Genomic DNA, 20,687 nt, shown 5'->3' on the forward strand with positions numbered 1-20,687 from the left:
AAGCCGCCTGCCCTGCACAAAAGCAAAGGGGCCGGTTGCCCGGCCCCCTGCACGTCACTCCACCGCCTGCGGATCAGCGCAGGCCGGTCTCGCTGCGGGCGATGACCAGGCGCTGGATCTCCGAGGTGCCCTCGTAGATTTCGGTGATCTTGGCGTCGCGGAAGTACCGCTCCAGCGGCATCTCCTTCGAATAGCCCATGCCGCCGTGGATCTGCACCGCCTGGTGGGTGATCCACATTGCCGCCTCGGAGGCGGTCAGCTTGGCGATCGCGGCCTCGGCCGAGAACGGCTTGCCCTGGCCCTTCAGCCACGCCGCGCGCAGCGTCAGCAGCAGCGCTGCGTCGAGCTTGCACTTCATGTCGGCGATCTTGGCCTGGGTCATCTGGAAGGTGCCGATCGGCGAACCGAAGGCCTTGCGCTCCCTCACGTACTCGATGGTCTTCTCGTAGGCGGCCCTGGCAATGCCGATGGCCTGCGAGGCGATGCCGATGCGGCCGGCGTCCAGCACGCTCATGGCGATCTTGAAGCCCTGGCCCTCGACGCCGACGACCTCTTCCGGACGCGCGACGTAGTCGGCGAACTCGATCTCGCAGGTGGCCGAGGCGCGGATGCCCAGCTTCGGCTCGGTCTTGCCGCGGTGGAAGCCCTCGCGGCTGGTGTCGATCATGAAGGCGGTGATGCCGCGCGAACCCTGCTCCGGGTTGGTGACCGCGAACAGGATGATGTAGCGGGCGACCGGACCGGAGGTGATCCAGCTCTTCTTGCCGTTGATGACGTAGCTGCCGTCGTCCTGGCGCACGGCGCGGCAGCGCATGTTCGAGGCGTCCGAACCGGACTGCGGCTCGGTCAGGGCGAACGCGCCGATCTCGCGGCCCTCGGCCACGGCGCGCACGTACAGCTGCTTCTGCTCCTCGTTGCCGTTCTTGAGGATGCCGGTGCAGAACAGCGAGTTGTTGACCGACATGATCGTGGAATGGGCCGCGTCGCCAGCGGCGATCTCGATCATCGCCAGCGCGTAGGCGACCGGGTCCATGCCGGCGCCGCCGTACTCGGCCGGCACCTCGATGCCCATCAGGCCGTTCTCGCCCAGCAGCCTGATGTTGTCCAGCGGGAACTCGCCGTTGCGGTCGAAGTGCTCGGCGCTCGGCGCGATCACTTCCTGCGCGATGCGGCGGGCCACGTCCTGCAGCATCAGTTGTTCTTCGGTGAAGCTGAAATCCACGATGACCCCTCCGGTCGGTATTTGTCGCGATTGTAACCACTACGCCATTCGCTGGCGTATGCGGTTGACCGCCGCCAGCGTGACGGCGGACAATCATCGCTATATCGCGATAGGAAGATATTCATGGATCTGGAGGACTGGTCGACCCGGCTGAAGGTGTTCGCGGACGCGACCCGGGTACGCCTGCTCGCCCTGCTGGAACTGGAGGAGCTGACCGTGGCCGAGCTGTCGGCCGTCACCCGCCTGGCCCAGCCGCGCGTGTCCACCCACCTGGCCCGGCTCAAGGAGGCCGGCCTGGTCCGCGACCGCCGCGCGGGCGTGTCCGCCTACTACCGTTTCGACGAGGCCATCCTGGACCCGGCGCAGCGCGCATTGTGGCAGGCGCTGAGCACCGGAAGCGACGACCCCCTGCTGCGCCAGGACGCCGAGCGCCTGCCGTCGGTGCTGGCGGCCCGCGCCGCCGACCAGAACTGGGCCGACAGCGTGGCCGGCGACATGGAGCGCCACTACTCCCCCGGGCGCACCTGGGAGGCGCTGGCGCGCAGCGCGCTGCCGCTGCTGCACACCGGCGACGTGCTCGACATCGCCTCCGGCGACGGCGTGCTGGCCGAGCTGCTGGCGCCGCATTCGCGCCGCTACGTCTGCGTCGACACCAGCGCCCGCGTGGTCGCCGCCGCCAGCGAGCGCCTGCGCCGGCTGGAGAACGTCGAGGTGCGCGAGGGCGACATGCACGCCCTGCCCTTCGGACCCGGCAGCTTCGACCTGGTGGTGCTGATGCACGCCCTCACCTACGCCGAACGCCCGGCGGTGGCGGTGGCCGAAGGCGCGCGCGTGCTGCGCAAGGGCGGGCGCCTGCTGCTGACCAGCCTGGCCCGGCACGAGCACAAGGCGGTGGTCGACACCTACGGCCACGTCAACCTCGGCTTTGCCGCCAAGGACCTGCGCAAGTTCGCGGAGAAGGCCGGACTGGTGGTCACCAGCCTGGAGACCGTGACCCGCGAGCGCCGCCCGCCGCACTTCGAAGTGATCTCGCTGATCGCCCACAAGCCCTGAGACCGACATGCCCCGTTCCCTGCCCTGGCTGCATCCCGAACGCGTCGCCCTGCTCGAGCGCGCCCTGCGCGAACGCATCCTGGTCATCGACGGGGCCATGGGCACGATGATCCAGCGCCACCAGCTGGAAGAGGCCGACTACCGCGGCGAGCGTTTCGCCGAAGGTTACGACCGCCAGCACCACGCCGCGCACGACGGCCACGGCCCGGGTTGCGGCCACGACCTCAAGGGCAACAACGACCTGCTGCTGCTGACCCGGCCGGAGGTGATCGAGGGCATCCACCGCGCCTACCTGGAGGCTGGCGCCGACCTGGTCGAGACCAACACATTCAACGCCACCTCGGTCAGCCAGGCCGACTACCACCTCGAGCACCTGGTGCATGAGTTGAACAGGGCCGGCGCCGCGCTGGCGCGCAAGGCCTGCGACGAGGTGGAGAAGGCCACGGACCAGCCGCGCTTCGTGATCGGCGTGCTCGGCCCGACCAGCCGCACTGCATCGATCAGTCCGGACGTCAACGATCCCGGCTTCCGCAACACCAGCTTCGACGAACTGCGCGGCGCCTATCGCGAAGCCGTGGAAGGACTCATCGACGGTGGCGCCGACACGATCATGGTCGAGACCATCTTCGACACGCTCAACGCCAAGGCCGCGCTGTTCGCCATCGAGGAAGTGTTCGAGGCACGCGGCGCGCGCCTGCCGGTGATGATCTCCGGCACCATCACCGACGCCTCCGGCCGCACCCTGTCCGGGCAGACCGCGGAGGCCTTCCACACCTCGCTCGCCCATGCGCGGCCGCTGTCGATCGGCCTGAACTGCGCGCTGGGCGCGCGTGACCTGCGTCCGCACGTGGAGGCGCTGGCTAAGGTCTCGCCGTACTACGTCAGTGCCCATCCCAATGCCGGCCTGCCCAACGCCTTCGGCGGCTACGACGAGACACCGGAGGAGATGGCCGCGACCCTGCGCGAATTCGCCGAGGCCGGCCTGCTCAACCTGGTCGGTGGCTGTTGCGGCACCACGCCCGACCATATCCGCGCCATCGCCGAGGCCGTGCGTGGACTGCCGCCACGTGTTCCCGCCGGCGCGCTGGAGCAGGCCGCATGAGCACCGCTCCCCGCCATACCCGGCTGTCCGGCCTGGAGCCGCTGGTCATCACCCCGGAGCTGCTGTTCGTCAACGTCGGCGAGCGCACCAACGTCACCGGCAGCGCGCAGTTCCGCAAGCTGATCAAGGAGGAGCGCTACGCCGAGGCGGTGGAGGTCGCGCGGCAACAGGTGGACAACGGCGCGCAGATCCTCGACGTGAACATGGACGAGGGCCTGATCGACTCGGAGAAGGCGATGACCAGGTTCCTCAACCTGATCGCCGCCGAGCCGGACATCGCCCGCATCCCGGTGATGGTCGACAGCTCGAAGTGGAGCGTGATCGAGGCCGGCCTGAAGTGCCTGCAGGGCAAGGGCGTGGTCAATTCGATCTCGCTCAAGGAGGGCGAGGAACTCTTCGTCGAGCACGCCCGCAAGGTGCTGCGCTACGGCGCGGCGGTGGTGGTGATGGCCTTCGACGAGCAGGGCCAGGCCGACACCTGCGCGCGCAAGGTCGAGATCTGCACCCGCGCCTACCGCATCCTGGTGGACGAGGTCGGGTTCCCGCCCGAGGACATCATCTTCGATCCCAACATCTTCGCCATCGCCACCGGCATCGAGGAGCACGACAACTACGCGGTGGACTTCATCGAGGCCACACGCGTCATCCGCCAGACCCTGCCGCACTGCCACGTGTCCGGCGGCGTGTCCAACGTGTCGTTCTCCTTCCGCGGCAACGAGACGGTACGCGGCGCGATCCACTCGGTGTTCCTGTACCACGCCATCAGGGCCGGCATGGACATGGGCATCGTCAACGCCGGCGCGCTGCCGGTGTACGACGACCTGGACCCGGAGCTGCGCGAGCGGGTCGAGGACGTGGTCCTCAACCGCCGCCGCGACGCCACCGAGCGCCTGCTGGAGATCGCCGAGCGCTACAAGGGCAGGAAGGGCGAGAAGAAGGTCGAGGACCTGACCTGGCGGCAGAAGCCGGTGCGCGAGCGCCTGGCCCACGCCCTGGTCCACGGCATCGATGCATTCGTCGACGAGGACACCGAGGAAGCCCGCCAGCAGGCCGTGCGCCCGCTGGACGTGATCGAAGGCCCGCTGATGGACGGCATGAACGTGGTCGGCGACCTGTTCGGCGCCGGCAAGATGTTCCTGCCGCAGGTGGTGAAGTCCGCGCGCGTGATGAAGAAGGCCGTGGCCTACCTGCTGCCGTACATCGAGGCGGAGAAGCTGCGTACCGGGGACGCCGGCAAGAACAACGGCCGCATCGTCATGGCCACGGTCAAGGGCGACGTGCACGACATCGGCAAGAACATCGTCGGCGTGGTCCTGGCCTGCAACAACTTCGAGGTGATCGACCTGGGGGTGATGGTGCCGGCGCAGAGGATCCTCGACGCCGCACGCGAGCACCAGGCAGACCTGGTCGGCCTGTCCGGCCTGATCACGCCCTCGCTGGAGGAGATGAGCCACGTGGCGCGCGAACTGCAGCGCCAGGGCTTCACCACCCCGCTGATGATCGGCGGTGCCACCACCTCGCGCGCGCACACCGCGCTGAAGATCGATCCGCACTACAAGGCCCCGGTGGTCTGGGTGAAGGACGCCTCGCGCGCGGTCGGCGTGGCCCAGTCGCTGATCTCGCCGGAGCTGCGCGCCCCGTTCGTGGCCGCCAACGAGGCCGACTACGCCGAGATCCGCGCCCGCCATGCCAACCGCGGCGATGCCAAGCGCCTGGTGTCGCTGGAGAAGGCGCGCGCCCAACGCTTCGACGGCGGCTGGGAAGGCTACGTGCCGCCGGTGCCGAACCAGCCCGGCGTGCATGGCTTCGAGTGGCCGCTGGAAGACCTGTTGCCGGTGATCGACTGGACCCCGTTCTTCCAGGCCTGGGAACTTGCAGGCAAGTACCCGGCGATCCTGCAGGACCCGGTGGTCGGCAAGCAGGCCAGCGAACTGTTCCGCGACGCCCAGGCGATGCTCAAACGCATCGTCGCGGAGAAGTGGCTCACCGCCCGCGCCGTCTACGGCATCTGGCCGGCGCACAGCCGAGGCGACGACGTGGTGCTGCAGCACGCCGACGGCCCGGCCACCCTGCACTTCCTGCGCCAGCAGGTCGACAAGCCGGCCGACCGCCCGGACTTCTGCCTGGCCGACTTCATCGCCCCGCACGACAGCGGGGTGCAGGACTGGATCGGCGCCTTCGCGGTCACCGCCGGCATCGGCATCGACGAGCACGTCGCCCGCTTCGAGGCCGCGCACGACGACTACAACGCGATCCTGCTCAAGTCCCTGGCCGACCGCCTGGCCGAGGCCCTGGCCGAGCGCCTGCACCAGCGCGTGCGCAAGGAGTTCTGGGGTTACGCGGCCGACGAGGCACTGGACAACGATGCCCTGATCGCCGAGCAGTACCGCGGCATCCGCCCTGCCCCCGGCTATCCGGCCTGCCCGGACCACAGCGAGAAGGCCGCCCTGTTCGGCCTGCTGGACGCGCCGGGCAACGCCGGCATGGCGCTGACCGAGAGCTTCGCCATGCTGCCGACCGCGGCGGTATCGGGCTACTACTTCAGCCATCCGCGCAGCCAGTACTTCGTGGTCGGCCGCGTGGGCAAGGACCAGGTCGCCGACTATGCGCGCCGCAAGGGCGTCGACCGGGCCCAGGTCGAGCGCTGGCTCGCCTCCAACCTGGACTACGACCCCGAGTGACCCCGCCCGCGGGCCCCCTGCCGCGCCGGTGGGGGCTCCGCCTACAATGGGCGACCCTTACACCGGAAACCTTCCGATGCAGCCTGATACCGTCCTCGCCGCGATCACCGGCGGCGTCTCCGGCCTGGGCCTGGCCGTGGCCCGGCGCATCGTCGCCGATGGCGGCAAGGTCGCCCTGCTCGACGTCAACGACGACAAGGGCGTCGCCGCGGTCGAGGCGCTGGGCGCCGGCAACGCGCGCTACTTCCGCACCGACGTGACCGACGAAGCCGGCGTCACCGCGACCCTTGCGGCCGCGCGCGACTTCCTTGGCGGCCTCAACGTCGCGGTCAACTGCGCCGGCATCCTCGGCGCCGGCCGCGTGCTCGGCAAGGAAGGCCCGATGCCGCTGGACGGTTTCGCCCGCACGGTGATGGTCAACCTGGTCGGCAGCTTCAACGTGGCCAAGGCCGCGGCGGCGCTGATGCAGCACAACGAGCCGGGCGAGGACGGCGAGCGCGGCGTGATCGTCAACACCGCCTCGGTCGCCGCCTACGAAGGCCAGATCGGCCAGGCCGCCTACTCGGCCTCCAAGGGCGGCGTGGTCGGCATGACCCTGCCGATGGCGCGCGAGCTGGCGCGCTTCGGCATCCGGGTCATGACCGTGGCCCCGGGCGTGTTCTGGACCCCGATGGTCGACGGCATGCCGGAAAGCGTGCAGCAGTCGCTGGCGGCGACCATCCCGTTCCCGGCGCGCCTTGGCCAGCCGGACGAATTCGCCGACACCGTCGCCTTCATCCTGCGCACCCGCTACCTCAACGGCGAGACCATCCGCCTCGACGGCGCGACCCGGTTGGCGCCGAAGTGAGGCCGTGATTGGTGATTGGTGATTCGTAATTGGCAAAAGCCACGGCAGCGGCCACCTCATGCCGAAGCGCCAACCATCGAATCACGAATAACAAATCACGCCCCCTTACGAATCACCAATTACCAATCACGAATCACGGATTCCCCAATGAAAGCCAGCGACATCAAGAAGGGCAACGTCGTCGAGTACAACAACGGCGTCTACCAGATCCGCGACATCGAGCGCAGCTCGCCGCAGGGCCGCGGCGGCAACGTCCGCTACCGTTTCATCATGTACTCGGTGCCCGGTGGCACCAAGCTGGATGCCAGCTTCGACGCCGACGACCAGCTGACCGAGGTCGAGCTGCTGCGCCGCATGGCCAGCTTCTCCTACAAGGACGGCGACGCCTTCGTGTTCCTGGATGACGAGGACTACACCCCGTACACCCTGGACCCGGCCGCGCTGGGCGATGCGGTGGGTTACATCACCGACGGCCTGGCCGGCATCTACGTGCAGGTGATCGACGAGCAGCCGGTCGCCATCCAGCTGCCGCAGCACGTGACCCTGGAAGTGGTCGAGACCCCGCCAGAACTGAAGGGCGGCACCGCGACCAAGCGCCCGAAGCCGGCCAAGCTCAGCACCGGCATCGAGATCATGGTCCCGGAGTACATCGCCAACGGCGAGAAGATCCTGGTCAACACCACCACCGGCGAGTTCGGCGGGCGTGCTGATTGATCGATCTTCCCGGCCGCGGCGGCGGCCGGGAAGACGTGATTGGTGATTCGGGATTCGGGATTCGTGGGTGGTGATTCGCAGGAGCCTCACGGCTCCCGCGTCTTCCGGGCCGAATTTCGCGTAGCCCCGATAAGCGGAGCGCATCCGGGATGCCAGGCCTGTGGGGCCCGGATTGTTCCGGGGTGTAGCACCCCGGATGCGGCCTGTGGGCTTGTCCGGGCTAGGAGTCTGCGCCCGCCAGTTCCCGCAGCCGTTCCCCTAGCCGCGCGACGTTCGCCTCGGCCCCGTCCAGGGCCTCGCGCCGCGCTGCCGGCAGCAGCGCCCTGATCTTCGCTTCCAGTTCCCGCGCCTCGGTCCTGCGGCCTTCGGCCGACGCGACCGCGGTGGCTTCCAGCCGCTCGCGTTCTTCCCGCTGCGGCAGGCCGTAGCCATCCACGCCCTGCAACCATGCTGCGGGACGGCTGAAGGCATCGCCGATCTCCAGGAACCGGCCGACGTCCCCGGCCACGCCGGCATCGGCGGCGGCGATGCGCCCCAGCCAGCGGCGCTTGAGTTCGTCGCGCGCCAGCGCCTCCTCACGCCGCAGGGCGGCCGATTCCAGCACCAGCAGCGCCGCCGCGGCCTTCAGCCCGGCCTGCTCCAGCGCCGGCCTGCGCCGTGCCGGCGGCAGCGCGATCCAGTCGCGTGCATCGCGCGCCTGCAGATCCAGCTCGTCGCGGGCGACCGCGTACATGGCCTCGTAATGGGTGCTGGCCGCCTCGAAGCGGAAACCCAGGCGCACCTGTTCGGCCGGATCCGCGGGCACCGCCGCGCCGTCGACCACGCCGCTGCGCCGCAGCCGCCGCGCGAGGGCGTTGGGGAACACCGTGCGCAACGGCAGCGCCGCCAGCCGGGGCAGCGCATCGTGCAGCAGCTTCCAGGTCTCCACCGCGCAGTTGTTGCCGACGAACAGGTAGCGCCCGTCGTAGCTCCAGTGCAGCTGTGCCGCGCGCAGGGCGACGGCCTCGATCTCGCCGCGCGACAGCGCCAGCGGGATCGCGTGCAGCTCGCGCAGCTCCACCCGGGTGTACTCGTCCACCACCTGGTCCAAAGGCAACGCGAACAGGCGCGAGGGATAGCCGCCGGTCAGGCCGCGCCAGCTGGAGATCTGCAGGTCGTCGACGAAGGCGCGGAACGACAGCACCAGGTGGTGCTGCAGGTCCAGGCGGCAGTCCGGCCCCGGCTCGCGCCCGGGCGCGCATACCACCAGGCGCAGCATCGAGTGGCCCCAGCGGCTGGCCATGCCCTCGCCGTCCCCGGCGAGCAGGTAATCCACCGCGTACACCCGTGCCGGATCCACCAGGCGCAGCGGCTCCGCACCGACGGCGGGATCCTGGACGAAGGCCAGGCCCGGGGCGCAGTCGGCAGGCGCGCGCCGGGTTACGCCGAAACGGGCGTCGAAATACGCAGCGAGCGTGGGCCGGCGGCAGGCGTAACCGGGATCCAGCAGGTAATGCTCGAGGTTGACCGCCACGTGCTCGCGCGGCGAGGCCAGCTCGTAACTGTCCGGGCTGCGGTCGCGGAAATCGTTGCGGGCGCGGCGGCCGGGGCGCAGCGCGGACTTCTGCCAGCCGGCCAGGTCGAGCAGGCGCGGATCGCGCGAGAGCCCGCCGGCGGCGGCGCGGTCGTAGAGGTGCGCCAGTTCGTGCAGCAACGCGGCCAGGGCGGGCGACTCCGTCGCGCCTGCCCCTGCATCGCCGCCCTGCTTCCAGTCCTCGAGCAGCTCGCGCCGGAGCAGGATGCGCCAGTGTTTCGCACGGCCATGCACGCCCTCGGGCAGGTCGTCGCGCCATTCAAGCGCGATTGGCCGGTCCAGGGCCTGGGCCCAGGCCGCCGGCAGGCGTTCGCTGGCGGCGGCCACCAGGCTGGCGGTGGCCGCCAGGTCGACCGCATCCACGCCAGGCGCCGGCTCGATGCGCGGCGCGGCCACGGCCGTGGCGCTGGCCAGCAGCAGGGCTGCCAGCGCCAGTTGCCGGATCATCCGGCTGCGAGGATCTTCCGCGCCAGCTCCAGGTCGCTGGCCTGGCGGGCGGCGGCGTCACGCTCGCGCAGCACGCGCAGGGCGGCCTCGAAACGGGCGCTGCGCACCCGGCCTTCGCTGGCGATGAAGCCGGCGGCGTCCTCGCGCGCGGCCTGGACCAGCTTGTCGTCGCCGGAAGTGCTGCCCGAGGAGGCGGAGCTGCCGGCCGACGAGGCACCTGCGGAAGTGCCGGCGAAGCTGGAGGCCATTGCCGGGACGGCGGCGGCCAGCAGCAGGATGGGGGCGACGGCACGGAACGGATGCTTCATGGGGAATGTCCGGTAGCGATCAAGAACGCGTGAAGACTACCGTGCCATCCGCCCGCCGTGTACCCGCCCGCCTGCGTCTGCTCAGGCGTCGAACAGCTTGCCCGGGTTGAGGATGCCGTTCGGGTCGAAGACCTGCTTCACCCCGCGCATCAGCGCGATCTCCGCCTCGCTGCGGGTGCTGGCCAGGTACGGCTTCTTGACCAGGCCGATGCCGTGCTCGGCGGAGATGCTGCCGCCGTGCTTCACCAGCGCCTGCGCCAGCAGCCTGGTCACGTGCTCGCACTGGGTGACGAAGTCGGCATCGGAGCTGTCGTCGGGCTTGAGCACGTTGATGTGAAGGTTGCCGTCGCCGATGTGGCCGAACCAGACCACCTCGAAATGCGGATAAGCCTCGCCCAGCAGGGCCTGGGTCTCCTGCAGGAACGCCGGCATCGCCGAGATCCGCACCGAGACGTCGTTCTTGTAGGGTTTGTAGCGCGCGACCGCCTCGGTGATGCCCTCGCGCAGGCGCCAGATCTGCTGGGCCTGGGCCTCGGACTGGCTGATCACGCCATCGGCCACCCAGCCCTGCTCCATGCAGTGCTCGAACGCGGCCATGGCCGCGGCCTCGGTCGCCTCGTCGTTGCTGGCGAATTCGGTGACCACGTAGAACGGGTACTCGTCCTCCAGCGGCTTCTGCGCGCCATGGGCCAGCACGTGGCGCAGGGCGCGGTCGGTGAAGAACTCGAACGCCTCCAGGCGCAGGCGGCCACGGAACTCGTTGAACACTTCCATCAGTACTTCGAAGGACGGCAGCGCCAGCAGCATCACGTTGGTCGGCGGCGGCGGATCGGTCAGGCGCAGGATCGCCTCGACCACGATGCCGAGGGTGCCTTCCGAGCCGATCATCAGCTGGCGGAAGTCGTAGCCGCTGGAGTTCTTGACCAGCGCACGGTTGAGCTGCAGCACCTCGCCGCTGCCGGTGACCACGGTCAGGCCGGCGATCCATTCGCGGGTATTGCCGTAGCGGATCACGCGGATGCCGCCGGCATTGGTGGCGATGTTGCCGCCGATCGAGCAGGAGCCGCGCGCCGCGAAGTCCACCGGATAGACCAGGCCATGCTCGGTCGCGGCGTTGTGCACCGCTTCCAGCGGCATGCCGGCCTGCACGGTGAGGGTGCGGTCGACGCGGTTGAAGTCCAGCACCTTGTTCATCCGCTCCAGGCTCAGCACCAGCTCGCCATTGGCGGCCACGGCACCGCCGGACAGGCCGGTGCGGCCGCCGGAGGGCACGATCGCGACCTTGTGGCGGTTGGCCCAGCGCACGATGCCCTGGACCTCCTCCACCGTGCCCGGCAGGGCGATGGCCAGCGGCGCCGGGTTCCAGCGACGGGTCCAGTCGCGGCCGTAGTGTTCCAGGTCGCCGGCGTCGGTCTTCAGGCGCAGGTCGGGCACCGACGCGAGCAGGTCGGCAAGGCGGGGATCGGTCATGGGATCAGTGCTGCGAGGCGGTGCGGAGCCGGCAAGCGTGCCAGTCCCGGGCCGGTCGCGTCCAGCGTGGGTGCACGGCGCGACGCGCGATGGCAGGCTGCACGCCAAGCCCTTGTTTCACCGGCAACTTTCGCCGCTGAAACTGCCGCGTCCGGGGACACACGGTGTTGCGCCAGGACGATGCCGCACTGCGGAAAACAGGGTGCGCTTCTGGCATAGTTGGCGGCTCCCGTCACAGCTGATCCGGAAGCCGCGCGCATGTCGCCCAAGAAGACCTCCTTCCCGAAATCGGACATCCGCGTGCTGCTGCTGGAGGGCGTCAGCCAGACCGCGGTGGAGACCTTCCGCGCGGCCGGCTACAGCCAGATCGAGTTCTATGAGAAGTCGCTGCCGGAGGACGAGCTGAAGGCGCGCATCGCCGAGGCCCACATCGTCGGCATCCGCTCGCGCAGCTACCTGACCGCCGACGTGCTGGCCCACGCCAAGCGCCTGATCGCAGTGGGCTGCTTCTGCATCGGCACCAACCAGGTGGACCTGGAAGCGGCCGAGCTGGCCGGCATCCCGGTGTTCAACGCGCCCTACTCCAATACCCGCTCGGTGGCCGAGCTGGTGGTCGCGCAGGCGGTGATGCTGATGCGCGGCATCCCGCAGAAGAACGCGCAGTGCCACCGCGGCGGCTGGTCCAAGTCCGCCACCGGCAGCCACGAGGCGCGTGGCAAGACCCTGGGCATCATCGGCTATGGCCACATCGGCACCCAGGTCGGCGTGCTGGCCGAGGCGCTGGGCATGCACGTGGTCTTCCACGACATCGAGACCAAGCTGTCGCTGGGCAACGCCCGTGCCGCGCAGGGCCTGGAGGACCTGCTGAGGCAGTCCGACGTGGTCACCCTGCACGTGCCGGAAACCCCGGCGACGAAGAACATGTTCGGCGCCGCCCAGATCGCGGCGATGAAGCCGGGTGCGCACCTGATCAACGCCTCGCGCGGCACCGTGGTCGACATCGACGCGCTGGCCGCGGCGCTGGAATCGGGCCATGTCGGCGGCGCCGCGGTCGACGTGTTCCCGGTCGAGCCCAAGGGCAACAACGATCCCTTCGTCTCGCCGCTGACCCGCTTCGACAACGTGATCCTGACCCCGCACATCGGTGGCAGCACGCTTGAGGCGCAGGAGAACATCGGCGTCGAGGTGGCGGCCAAGCTGGTGCGCTACAGCGACAACGGCAGCACCCTGTCGGCGGTGAACTTCCCCGAGGTCACCCTGCCCGAGCACGAGGGCAGCCTGCGCCTGCTGCACATCCACCGCAACGTCCCCGGCGTGCTGTCCAAGGTCAACGAGATCTTCAGCCGCCACGCGGTCAACATCGACGGCCAGTTCCTGCGCACCGACCCCAAGGTCGGCTACGTGGTGATCGACGTGGCCGCCGACGAGGCCAAGGTGGGCCTGCTGCGCGAGGAGCTGGCGGCGATCCCGGGCACGCTGCGGACCCGCGTCCTCTACTGAGCCGCGCCGCTCCAGCGCACGATTCGACGGGCCGGCCCTGCCGGCCCGTCCTGTTTCCGCGCCCTGCAACCTGCTGGGGTCAGCGGTCCCGTTGCATGGCCAGCCAGCGCGAGGCCATGCGCTGCATCGATTCGTCGCAGCGGGGGTCGTCCACCAGCTCGTCGATCCGGCGCCAGGCCAGGGCGTGGGACTCCTCGCCCACGACGAAGCGCTCGTCCGCACCGGCGCGGACCACGTAGCGCACGTCGTGGTGCCAGTGCCCCGGGACATCGCCGCGCGCGGGGATCCAGTGCCGGTCCAGGTCGAAGATCCGGGCGTCCTCCAGGCGCAGGCCCGGCAGGCCGGTCTCCTCTTCTGCTTCCTTCAGCGCCACCCGGGCCAGGTCGCGGTCGCCGTCGGCATGGCCACCGGGCTGCAGCCAGCGGTCAAGCTTGCGGTGGTGGGTCAGCAGGGTGCGCTGGCCGTCGGCGCTGACCACCCAGGCCGAGCCGGTGAAGTGGCCTTCCAGCCGCGCGCGGATGAACGGGTCAGCCGGATCGCCCAGCAGCGCAAGGAAGTCGTCGGCCAATCCGGCCTGTCCGGGACAGCGCTGGCGGTACTCGGACAGCTGCGCGGCCAGGATTTCGGCAGGCTCCATCAGGGGTTGGGGCTTCATTCGGGAGGCGGCCGATTATGCACGGCGGCGGGCCGCGCCGCGGCGTGCATTGCCAAGCGCCCCGACCGTTTGGCAAGGTACGGCGCTCATGTGGCCTTCAGCTGGCCGCTCAATACCCGGCCCTCGCAGGCCACCAGGGGGACTCGCGCATGCTCAACCGCCTTCTAAGTACCAAGCCCATGGAACCGGCACCGCACGTCGATGCCGGCGAGCCGGTGGAAGGCTCGCTCCAGGGCGAGGCGACGCTGCGCCGCACCCTTACCGCGCGCCAGCTGGTCCTGCTTGGCGTGGGCGCGGTCATCGGCGCCGGCATCTTCGTCCTGACCGGACAGGCCGCGGCCAACCATGCCGGCCCGGCGATCATGCTCAGCTTCGTCCTGGCCGGCTTCGCCTGCGCCATGGCCGGCCTGTGCTACGCCGAGTTCGCCTCGATGATGCCGGTCTCCGGCAGTGCCTACTCCTACGCCTACGCCACCCTGGGCGAAGGCATCGCCTGGTTCATCGGCTGGTGCCTGGTGCTGGAGTACCTGTTCGCCTCGGCCACGGTCGCGGTGGGCTGGTCCGGCTACCTGACCAGCTTCCTGACCACCACGCTTGGCGTGCCCTTCCCCGCCGAGCTGGCCGCCGCGCCGCTGGCCTGGAACGGCACCGAATTCGTGGCCACGACCGGCATCATCAACCTGCCGGCGGTGCTGATCGTCGCCGCGGTCAGCGGCCTGTGCTACGTCGGCATCACCCAGTCGGCCTTCGCCAATGCCATCGTGGTGGCGATCAAGGTCACCGTGATCGCGGCCTTCCTGGGTTTCGGCATCCAGTACATCGATCCGGCCAACTGGACTCCGTTCATTCCCGAGAACACCGGCCCGGGCAAGTTCGGCATGGAGGGCGTGATCCGCGCGGCGACCATCGTGTTCTTCGCCTACATCGGCTTCGACGCGGTCTCCACCGCCGCCGGCGAGGCCAAGAACCCGCAGCGCGACATGCCGATCGGCATCCTTGGTTCGCTGGCGGTGTGCACCCTGGTCTACATCGCCGTTTGCGCGGTGCTGACCGGCATGACCCACTACTCGCTGCTGGACACCGCCAAGCCGGTGGCCACCGCGCTGCAGGAAGTGCTCAAGGCCGATCCCACCGCCAATGTCGGCTGGCTCAAGACAGCGGTCGAGATCGGCGCCATCGCCGGCCTGTCCTCGGTGATCCTGGTGATGCTGATGGCGCAGCCGCGCATCTTCTACTCGATGTCGCGCGACGGCCTGTTGCCGCGCCTGTTCGGCAAGGTCCACCCGCGCTACCAGACCCCGCACGTGGGCACGGTCATCGTCGGCGTGATCGCCTGCATGCTGGCCGGGTTCATGCCGCTGAGCGTGCTGGGCGAACTGGTCTCCATGGGCACCCTGCTGGCCTTCGCCACCGTCTGCCTGGGCGTGTTCGTGCTGCGCTACAAGCGTCCGGAACTGCCGCGTCCGTTCCGCGTGCCGTTCTTCTGGCTGATCTGCCCGCTGGGCTTCCTCGCCTGCCTGGGCCTGTTCTGGCAGTCGTTCGCCGAGCACTGGAAGGTGTTCGTCGGCTGGACCGTGCTGGGCCAGGTGATCTATTTCTGCTACGGCTACCGCCACAGCAAGCTCAACAAGCGCTGACCACAGGCGGACACATACCGTGAGCAAGACGACGCGCGATCCCAGCATCCTCCAGGCGCTGGCTCCCCTGCTGTTCCTGGTCGCCGCGCTGGTCTGCGCGGTCAACCTGTTCGACGACACCGCCTACGGTCCCAACCAGGTGGCGCTGATGCTGGCCAGCGGCGTGGCCGCGCTGGTCGGCCTGCGCAACGGCATCGCCTGGAAGGACATCCAGGACAGCCTGGTGCACGGAGTGTCCCTGGCGGTGGTGCCGATCTTCATCCTGCTGTCGGTCGGCGCCCTGATCGGCACCTGGATCCTCAGCGGCACCGTTCCCGCGCTGATCGTGTACGGGATGAAGCTGATGCACCCGGCGTACTTCTACCCGGCCACCTGCCTGATCTGCGGCATCGTCGCGCTGGCCATCGGCAGCTCGTGGACGGTGGCCGGCACCCTGGGCGTGGCCCTGATCGGCGTGGCCCAGGGCATGGACATGTCGCTGCCGATCACCGCCGGCGCGGTGATCTCCGGCGCCTACTTCGGCGACAAGATGTCGCCGGTTTCCGACACCACCATCATTGCCCCGGCCGCGGCCGGCGCCGACCTGTTCGCGCATATCCGCCACCTGACCTGGACCACCATCCCCAGCTTCGCGATCGCGCTGGTGCTGTTCACCGTCGTCGGCTTCTCCACCGCGGCGACCCCGGTGGCCGGGGCCAGCATCGGCGAGTTGCCGCAGCTGCTGCAGTCGCACTTCCACCTCGGCTGGCACCTGCTGATCCCGCTGGTGGTGGTGTTCGGCCTGGCGGTGGCGCGCTTCCCGGCCTATCCGACGATCATGGTCGGCGCGCTGCTGGGCGGCGTGTTCGCGATCGTGTTCCAGCCGGACCTTGCGGTGGCGCTGGCCGGCAACGAGGAACTGTCCCGGCCGGTGGCCATGTTCGCCGGCGCGTGGAAGGCCATGTTCGACGGCTACCAGGCCAGCACCGGCAACGCCGCGGCCGACGCACTGCTCACCCGCGGCGGCATGGCGAGCATGCTCAACACCGTATGGCTGATCGTCAGCGCGCTGGGCTTCGGCGCGGTGATGGAGCGCACCGGCCTGCTCGAGCGCCTGATCCGCAGCGTGCTGGTGGCCGCGCGCTCGGCCGGCTCGCTGGTCGCCACGACCATCGCCACCGCCCTTGGCATGAACATCGTTGCCGCCGACCAGTACATGTCGCTGGTGCTGCCAGGCCGGCTGTTCCAGTCCGAGTACCGCCGCCGCGGCCTGGCCCCGCAGAACCTGTCGCGGGCCCTGGAAGACGGCGCCACCATCACCTCGCCACTGGTGCCCTGGAACTCCTGCGGCGCGTACATGGCCGCCACCCTCGGCGTGGCGACGCTGGATTACCTGCCGTATGCGTTCTTCAACCTGGTCGGCCCGGTGATCGCGATCGCCATGGCCCTTGCCGGGTTCAGGATCCTGCGCCTGCCGGAAGCCGCGACGGCCGCCGGCCCGGTCGCCGAGGAACGCCCGGCCGCGACCTGAAGCCGCACCGGCCGGCGTGCCGCGCGCACGCGGGCCGGGACGCCGGCACGTTAGACTTCGCCCATGGACAACACCGAGCTTCCCTACGACCCGGCGCTGCTGCGCGAACGGGCCCAGTCCCTGATCTCCAACGTGCGCGAGCTGGCCCAGCTGGGCTGGACCCCGGCGACCAGCAGCAACTTCTCCGAGCGCCTGGACGCCGGGCACGCCGCGATCACCGTCTCCGGGCGCGACAAGGGCCGCCTGGTCGAGGACGACATCATGGTCGTGGACCTGGAAGGCCGCGCCGTCGGCCGCCAGCTGCGTCCCTCGGCCGAGACCCTGCTGCACACCCGCCTGTACCGCCGCTTCCCGGAAGTCGGCTGCGTGCTGCACACCCACTCCAGGGTCCAGACCGTGGCTTCGCGGCTCTACGCCCGCGAGGGCCATGTGCGCCTGGAGGGCTACGAGCTGCTCAAGGCCTTCGAGGGCAACAGCACCCACGAGACCGCGATCGAGGTCCCGGTGTTCGCCAACACCCAGGACATGACCGTGCTGTCGGCGCAGGTGGACGAGCTGCTGGACCGCCAGCCGATGTGGGGCTACCTGATCGACGGCCACGGCCTCTACGCCTGGGGTCGCACCATGGCCGACGCCCGCCGCCACCTGGAGGCGTTCGAGTTCCTGCTCGGCTGCGAGCTCGAGCTGCGCCGGCTCGGCGCCTGAGCCTCATTCCGGCGACGCGGGGGCTGGAAACCCCGCGTCATGAGCGATCCGGCATCCAGCTGGTAATCTTCACGGTCCACGCGGCATCCCGCGGCTTCAGCAACAGGTGACCCCATGAGCCGACTGCGCATCTTCGACGAGAACCGCCCCGAACAGCCGCTGTTCGAGAGCACCGACGGCAATGCCATCGCCGCCGAGCTGGCGCGCGTGGGCGTGACCTTCGAGCGCTGGCACGCGTCCAAGCCGATCACCCCCGGTGCCAGCCCGGAGGAAGTGATCGAGGCCTACCGCACCGACATCGACCGCCTGGTCGCCGCGCGCGGCTTCAAGACCGTGGACGTGGTCAGCATCGCCCCGGACAACCCGAACCGCGAGGAGATGCGCCGGAAGTTCCTCGACGAGCACTTCCACAAGGAAGACGAGGTGCGCTTCTTCGTCGCTGGCTCGGGCCTGTTCACCCTGCACCTGGACGACAAGGTCTACGAGGTCGAGTGCGTCAAGGACGACCTGATCGCGGTGCCGGATGGCACCCGCCACTGGTTCGACATGGGCGAGTCGCCGAGCTTCGTCGCCATCCGCTTCTTCACCGAACCGGATGGCTGGGTCGGCCACTTCACCGGCACCGACATCGCCCAGCGGTTCCCGCGCTACGAACCGCAGGTGCACTGAGTCCCGCCGGCACGCCCCACCGCCCCTCGCCATCGCGAGGGGCGCTCCGTTTCAAGGATCCCGAATGACCAGCGCCATCCTCACCGACATCGAAGGCACCACCAGCAGCATCTCGTTCGTGCGCGACGTGCTGTTCCCGTACGCGCGCCGCGCCCTGCCCGGTTTCGTCGCCGGACACGGCCAGGACCCGGAGGTGCGGCGCTGGCTGGACGCGGTGGCGGTGGAGATCGGTGGCGCCTGCCAGGACCAGCTGATCGTGGAGACGCTGCAGGGCTGGATCGACCAGGACCGCAAGCACTCCGCGCTGAAGGCGCTGCAGGGCATGGTCTGGGAGGCCGGCTACCGCAATGCCGACTTCACCGCGCCGATCTATCGCGACGCGGCCGAGGCGCTGCAGCGCTGGCACGACCTGGAGCTGCCGCTGTACGTGTACTCGTCGGGCTCGGTGCCTGCGCAGAAGCTGTTCTTCGGCCACAGCGACGCCGGCGACCTGACCGGCCTGTTCTCCGGCTGGTACGACACCGAGGTCGGCGGCAAGCGCGATCCGGCCAGCTACACCCGCATCGCCGGATCCATCGGCGTGGCCCCGCACTCGATCCTGTTCCTCTCCGACGTGGTCGAGGAGCTCGACGCGGCCCGCGCCGCCGGCCTGCACACGGTGCTGGTCGACCGCCCGGAGGACTACCCGCATCCGAGGCTGGAGGATGCGGCACATGGGCACACCCGCGTAACGGGCTTCCAGGAGATCGCGCTGCCGCGCTGAGGCGACGCCCCGGCGGCGAGCCACCGGCCCCAGCCTCTGCCGTTGCTCCGGCTGTTGCTGTTGCGTTTGCGTTTGCCTTTGCTGTTGCTCTTCCCCGCCCGTTATAGCGAGCCGAGCATCGGAGTGCCGGCGGGGCGTAGAGGCCCGCATGTCTGCAAACGCAACCGCAAAAGCGACGGCAACAGCCGGCGCGGCGGCCTCGCCATCAGCCCCGGCAACGGCGGGCGGCTGGCGCCGCCGTCCGCCGGCGCTGCGGATCAGGGCTGCGCGTCCTCCAGCGCATAGCTGGTCGCCGCCACCACCTCCCCCTGCCAGCGATCGAACGCCCGCACCTCGACCCGGTGCGTGCCAGCCTCCAGCCTGGTATCCAGCGCACCGCGCCACAGATGGCCCGACGCGGTGGCTTCCGGCGATCGGTCGTAGCCGCGCAGGCTCGGCGACAGGTCGTCGGCCACGTTCTCCACCAGCAGCCGCGGGTCCGCACGCTCGACCCTGCGCATCGGCTTCCACGGGCCACCGTCGATGCGGTACTCGACCCTGGTGTCCGCGTCGCCCATGAACACGTTGGCGAACACGCCCCAGGCCGGATACGCGCCGCGGCGGAGCACCTTCGGCGCGTGCAGGGCCATGGCCGTGGTGAACGCGGGATCGCTGCCGTCCGCGCGCGCCGGACGGTACGCCAACGCGTAGGTGCCATCGCGCTCCACGGTGAGCAGTGCGTGGCCGATCGGGGTCCCGTCGCTCATGGTCGCGTCCGGGATGCCGCGTGCATCCGGCACTCCGGACCAGAACGCGCCGCAGATCGCGCCGACGTTGTACTCGTGCAGCGGCGTGGTGCCATGCCAGCCGTCGGCGGCGCCGTGCCAGTAGTGCTGCTGGTTGTGGCTGTGGCCGCTGAGCACAAGCACGCGCGGATGGTCCTTGAGCAGGGCGAACAGGCGCTCGCGGTCGGCGGCGCGGAAGGCCCCGCGGCCACGGTCGAACAGCGGGATATGCAGGCCCAGCACCAGCAACCGGTCGCGTGGCAGCTGGGCGACATAGCGCTCGATGAAGCGGAACTGGTCCTCGCGCAGGCCGCCCATGTAGCCGGCTCCTTCGCCGGGAGTGACCACCACGTCGTCCAGCAGGACGAAGGCGGCGGCGCCCTCCTCCACCGCATAGGTGTCCGGGCCGAAGGTCCGGCTCCAGGCGCGCAGCGAGCCTGCATCCGAGGTCGCGCCCTCGTCGAGGTCATGGTTCCCCGGGACGTGGAACCACGGCACGCCCAGCTGGGTGGTCACCGCATTGAGCGCCGGATAAAGATCGGTGCGGTCGTCGACCAGGTCGCCGAGGGTGACGCCGAGCGCCGCACCAGGGCGGCCCAGCGGCTCGACCACGGCGCGGCGGTAATGCTCGATGTCGCGCTCGTTCTTGACCTGGGTGTCGGTGAACACCAGCGCCTCGAAGCGTCCGTCGGCTCCCGTGCCCGGCGAGAGTGCGAAGTCGGCAGCGAAGCGCCGGCCCTTGCCTGGCACGCGTGCCCAGAACGCGGGCAGGCCGTCGGCACCGGGAATGAAGCGATGCCCAACCGGCTTGACCACGAACACCGCACTGCCCGCGGGTGCCCGCAGCCGGTACCGGCCAGCCTCGTCGGTGCGCACGAGCTGCTCGCCGTCGGACACCAGCACGCCGGCAAGGCCGGGCTCGCCGGAACCACGACCGGGCCGGCCGTCCTGCTCCTGGTAGACCACGCCGGTCACCTCGACCGTGGCCTGCGCCTGGACGCTGGCGCAGGCCAGCGCGGTGATGCAGGCCAACAGCCACGCGGCGGAACATCTGGACATGGCTTGTC

The 20,687-nt window shown here is 69.8% G+C and carries 17 protein-coding genes; 11 read left to right on the forward strand and 6 right to left on the reverse strand.

Translation table 11 applies throughout. The features are described from left to right. Window positions 1–73: 73 nt before the first annotated feature. Entirely contained in the window at window positions 74–1,243 is a 1,170-nt protein-coding gene (locus PSESU_RS09020; RefSeq protein WP_428992117.1) for an acyl-CoA dehydrogenase family protein, read from the reverse strand. A 102-nt stretch (window positions 1,244–1,345) separates the two neighbouring features. On the opposite strand from PSESU_RS09020, the gene PSESU_RS09025 reads away from it, so the two are divergent. The 5 genes from PSESU_RS09025 to yeiP all read left to right on the forward strand — a co-directional run bounded on the left by PSESU_RS09025 (window position 1,346) and on the right by yeiP (window position 7,619). Further along, window positions 1,346–2,275 carry an ArsR/SmtB family transcription factor gene (locus PSESU_RS09025; protein ID WP_013535467.1) on the forward strand — a complete coding sequence of 310 codons (930 nt, stop codon included), beginning with the start codon at window positions 1,346–1,348 and terminating at the stop codon, window positions 2,273–2,275. A gap of 7 nt (window positions 2,276–2,282) precedes the next feature. Beyond that, window positions 2,283–3,377 carry a homocysteine S-methyltransferase family protein gene (locus PSESU_RS09030; RefSeq protein ID WP_013535468.1) on the forward strand — a complete coding sequence of 365 codons (1,095 nt, stop codon included), beginning with the start codon at window positions 2,283–2,285 and terminating at the stop codon, window positions 3,375–3,377. Continuing rightward, complete coding sequence (gene metH / locus PSESU_RS09035; RefSeq protein WP_233275207.1) at window positions 3,281–6,058, forward strand: methionine synthase; 2,778 nt, start codon at window positions 3,281–3,283, stop codon at window positions 6,056–6,058. Before PSESU_RS09030 ends, metH begins: the two co-directional genes overlap by 97 nt. Window positions 6,059–6,134: 76 nt before the next feature. Continuing rightward, window positions 6,135–6,905: an SDR family NAD(P)-dependent oxidoreductase gene (locus tag PSESU_RS09040; protein WP_013535470.1), complete on the forward strand. Its 771-nt coding sequence runs from the start codon at window positions 6,135–6,137 to the stop codon at window positions 6,903–6,905. Between the two features lie 147 nt (window positions 6,906–7,052). Continuing rightward, window positions 7,053–7,619, forward strand: coding sequence for an elongation factor P-like protein YeiP (gene yeiP / locus PSESU_RS09045; protein WP_013535471.1), 567 nt, complete (start codon window positions 7,053–7,055; stop codon window positions 7,617–7,619). 220 nt (window positions 7,620–7,839) lie between these two features. On the opposite strand, the gene PSESU_RS09050 is transcribed toward yeiP, so the two are convergent. The 3 genes from PSESU_RS09050 to PSESU_RS09060 form a co-directional block, all read right to left on the reverse strand. Continuing rightward, window positions 7,840–9,639 carry a DUF4105 domain-containing protein gene (locus tag PSESU_RS09050; RefSeq protein WP_013535472.1) on the reverse strand — a complete coding sequence of 600 codons (1,800 nt, stop codon included), beginning with the start codon at window positions 9,637–9,639 and terminating at the stop codon, window positions 7,840–7,842. Continuing rightward, window positions 9,636–9,947, reverse strand: a complete 312-nt coding sequence (locus PSESU_RS09055) for a DUF2388 domain-containing protein (protein WP_013535473.1) — start codon at window positions 9,945–9,947, stop codon at window positions 9,636–9,638. Before PSESU_RS09055 ends, PSESU_RS09050 begins: the two co-directional genes overlap by 4 nt. An 81-nt stretch (window positions 9,948–10,028) precedes the next feature. Continuing rightward, complete coding sequence (locus tag PSESU_RS09060; RefSeq protein WP_013535474.1) at window positions 10,029–11,417, reverse strand: FAD-binding oxidoreductase; 1,389 nt, start codon at window positions 11,415–11,417, stop codon at window positions 10,029–10,031. A 258-nt stretch (window positions 11,418–11,675) separates the two neighbouring features. On the opposite strand from PSESU_RS09060, the gene serA reads away from it, so the two are divergent. Next, the gene (gene serA, locus PSESU_RS09065) at window positions 11,676–12,917 is read left to right on the forward strand and encodes a phosphoglycerate dehydrogenase (protein ID WP_013535475.1); all 1,242 of its coding nucleotides are present in this window, start codon (window positions 11,676–11,678) and stop codon (window positions 12,915–12,917) included. A 79-nt stretch (window positions 12,918–12,996) separates the two neighbouring features. Here the strand turns inward: serA and PSESU_RS09070 are convergent, their stop codons facing one another. After that, a complete protein-coding gene (locus tag PSESU_RS09070; protein ID WP_041764054.1) occupies window positions 12,997–13,554 on the reverse strand; it encodes an NUDIX hydrolase in 558 nt (185 codons plus the stop codon). A 167-nt stretch (window positions 13,555–13,721) separates the two neighbouring features. Between PSESU_RS09070 and PSESU_RS09075 the strand changes: the two genes are divergently transcribed. From PSESU_RS09075 to mtnC, 5 genes are all read left to right on the forward strand, one after another. Then, entirely contained in the window at window positions 13,722–15,209 is a 1,488-nt protein-coding gene (locus tag PSESU_RS09075; protein ID WP_013535477.1) for an amino acid permease, read from the forward strand. Between the two features lie 19 nt (window positions 15,210–15,228). Continuing rightward, window positions 15,229–16,719: a Na+/H+ antiporter NhaC gene (gene nhaC, locus PSESU_RS09080; RefSeq protein WP_013535478.1), complete on the forward strand. Its 1,491-nt coding sequence runs from the start codon at window positions 15,229–15,231 to the stop codon at window positions 16,717–16,719. Window positions 16,720–16,782: 63 nt separating this feature from the next. Further along, window positions 16,783–17,424 carry a methylthioribulose 1-phosphate dehydratase gene (locus PSESU_RS09085; RefSeq protein ID WP_013535479.1) on the forward strand — a complete coding sequence of 214 codons (642 nt, stop codon included), beginning with the start codon at window positions 16,783–16,785 and terminating at the stop codon, window positions 17,422–17,424. Between the two features lie 114 nt (window positions 17,425–17,538). Beyond that, window positions 17,539–18,093 (forward strand): 1,2-dihydroxy-3-keto-5-methylthiopentene dioxygenase, encoded by a 555-nt coding sequence (locus tag PSESU_RS09090; RefSeq protein WP_013535480.1) that lies wholly within the window; start codon window positions 17,539–17,541, stop codon window positions 18,091–18,093. 64 nt (window positions 18,094–18,157) lie between these two features. After that, complete coding sequence (gene mtnC, locus PSESU_RS09095) at window positions 18,158–18,856, forward strand: acireductone synthase (RefSeq protein ID WP_013535481.1); 699 nt, start codon at window positions 18,158–18,160, stop codon at window positions 18,854–18,856. A gap of 257 nt (window positions 18,857–19,113) precedes the next feature. Here the strand turns inward: mtnC and PSESU_RS09100 are convergent, their stop codons facing one another. After that, the gene (locus PSESU_RS09100; protein ID WP_013535482.1) at window positions 19,114–20,679 is read right to left on the reverse strand and encodes a calcineurin-like phosphoesterase C-terminal domain-containing protein; all 1,566 of its coding nucleotides are present in this window, start codon (window positions 20,677–20,679) and stop codon (window positions 19,114–19,116) included. Window positions 20,680–20,687: the final 8 nt, after the last annotated feature.

Source organism: Pseudoxanthomonas suwonensis 11-1 (assembly GCF_000185965.1).
In the GTDB taxonomy this organism is placed as follows: domain Bacteria; phylum Pseudomonadota; class Gammaproteobacteria; order Xanthomonadales; family Xanthomonadaceae; genus Pseudoxanthomonas; species Pseudoxanthomonas suwonensis_A.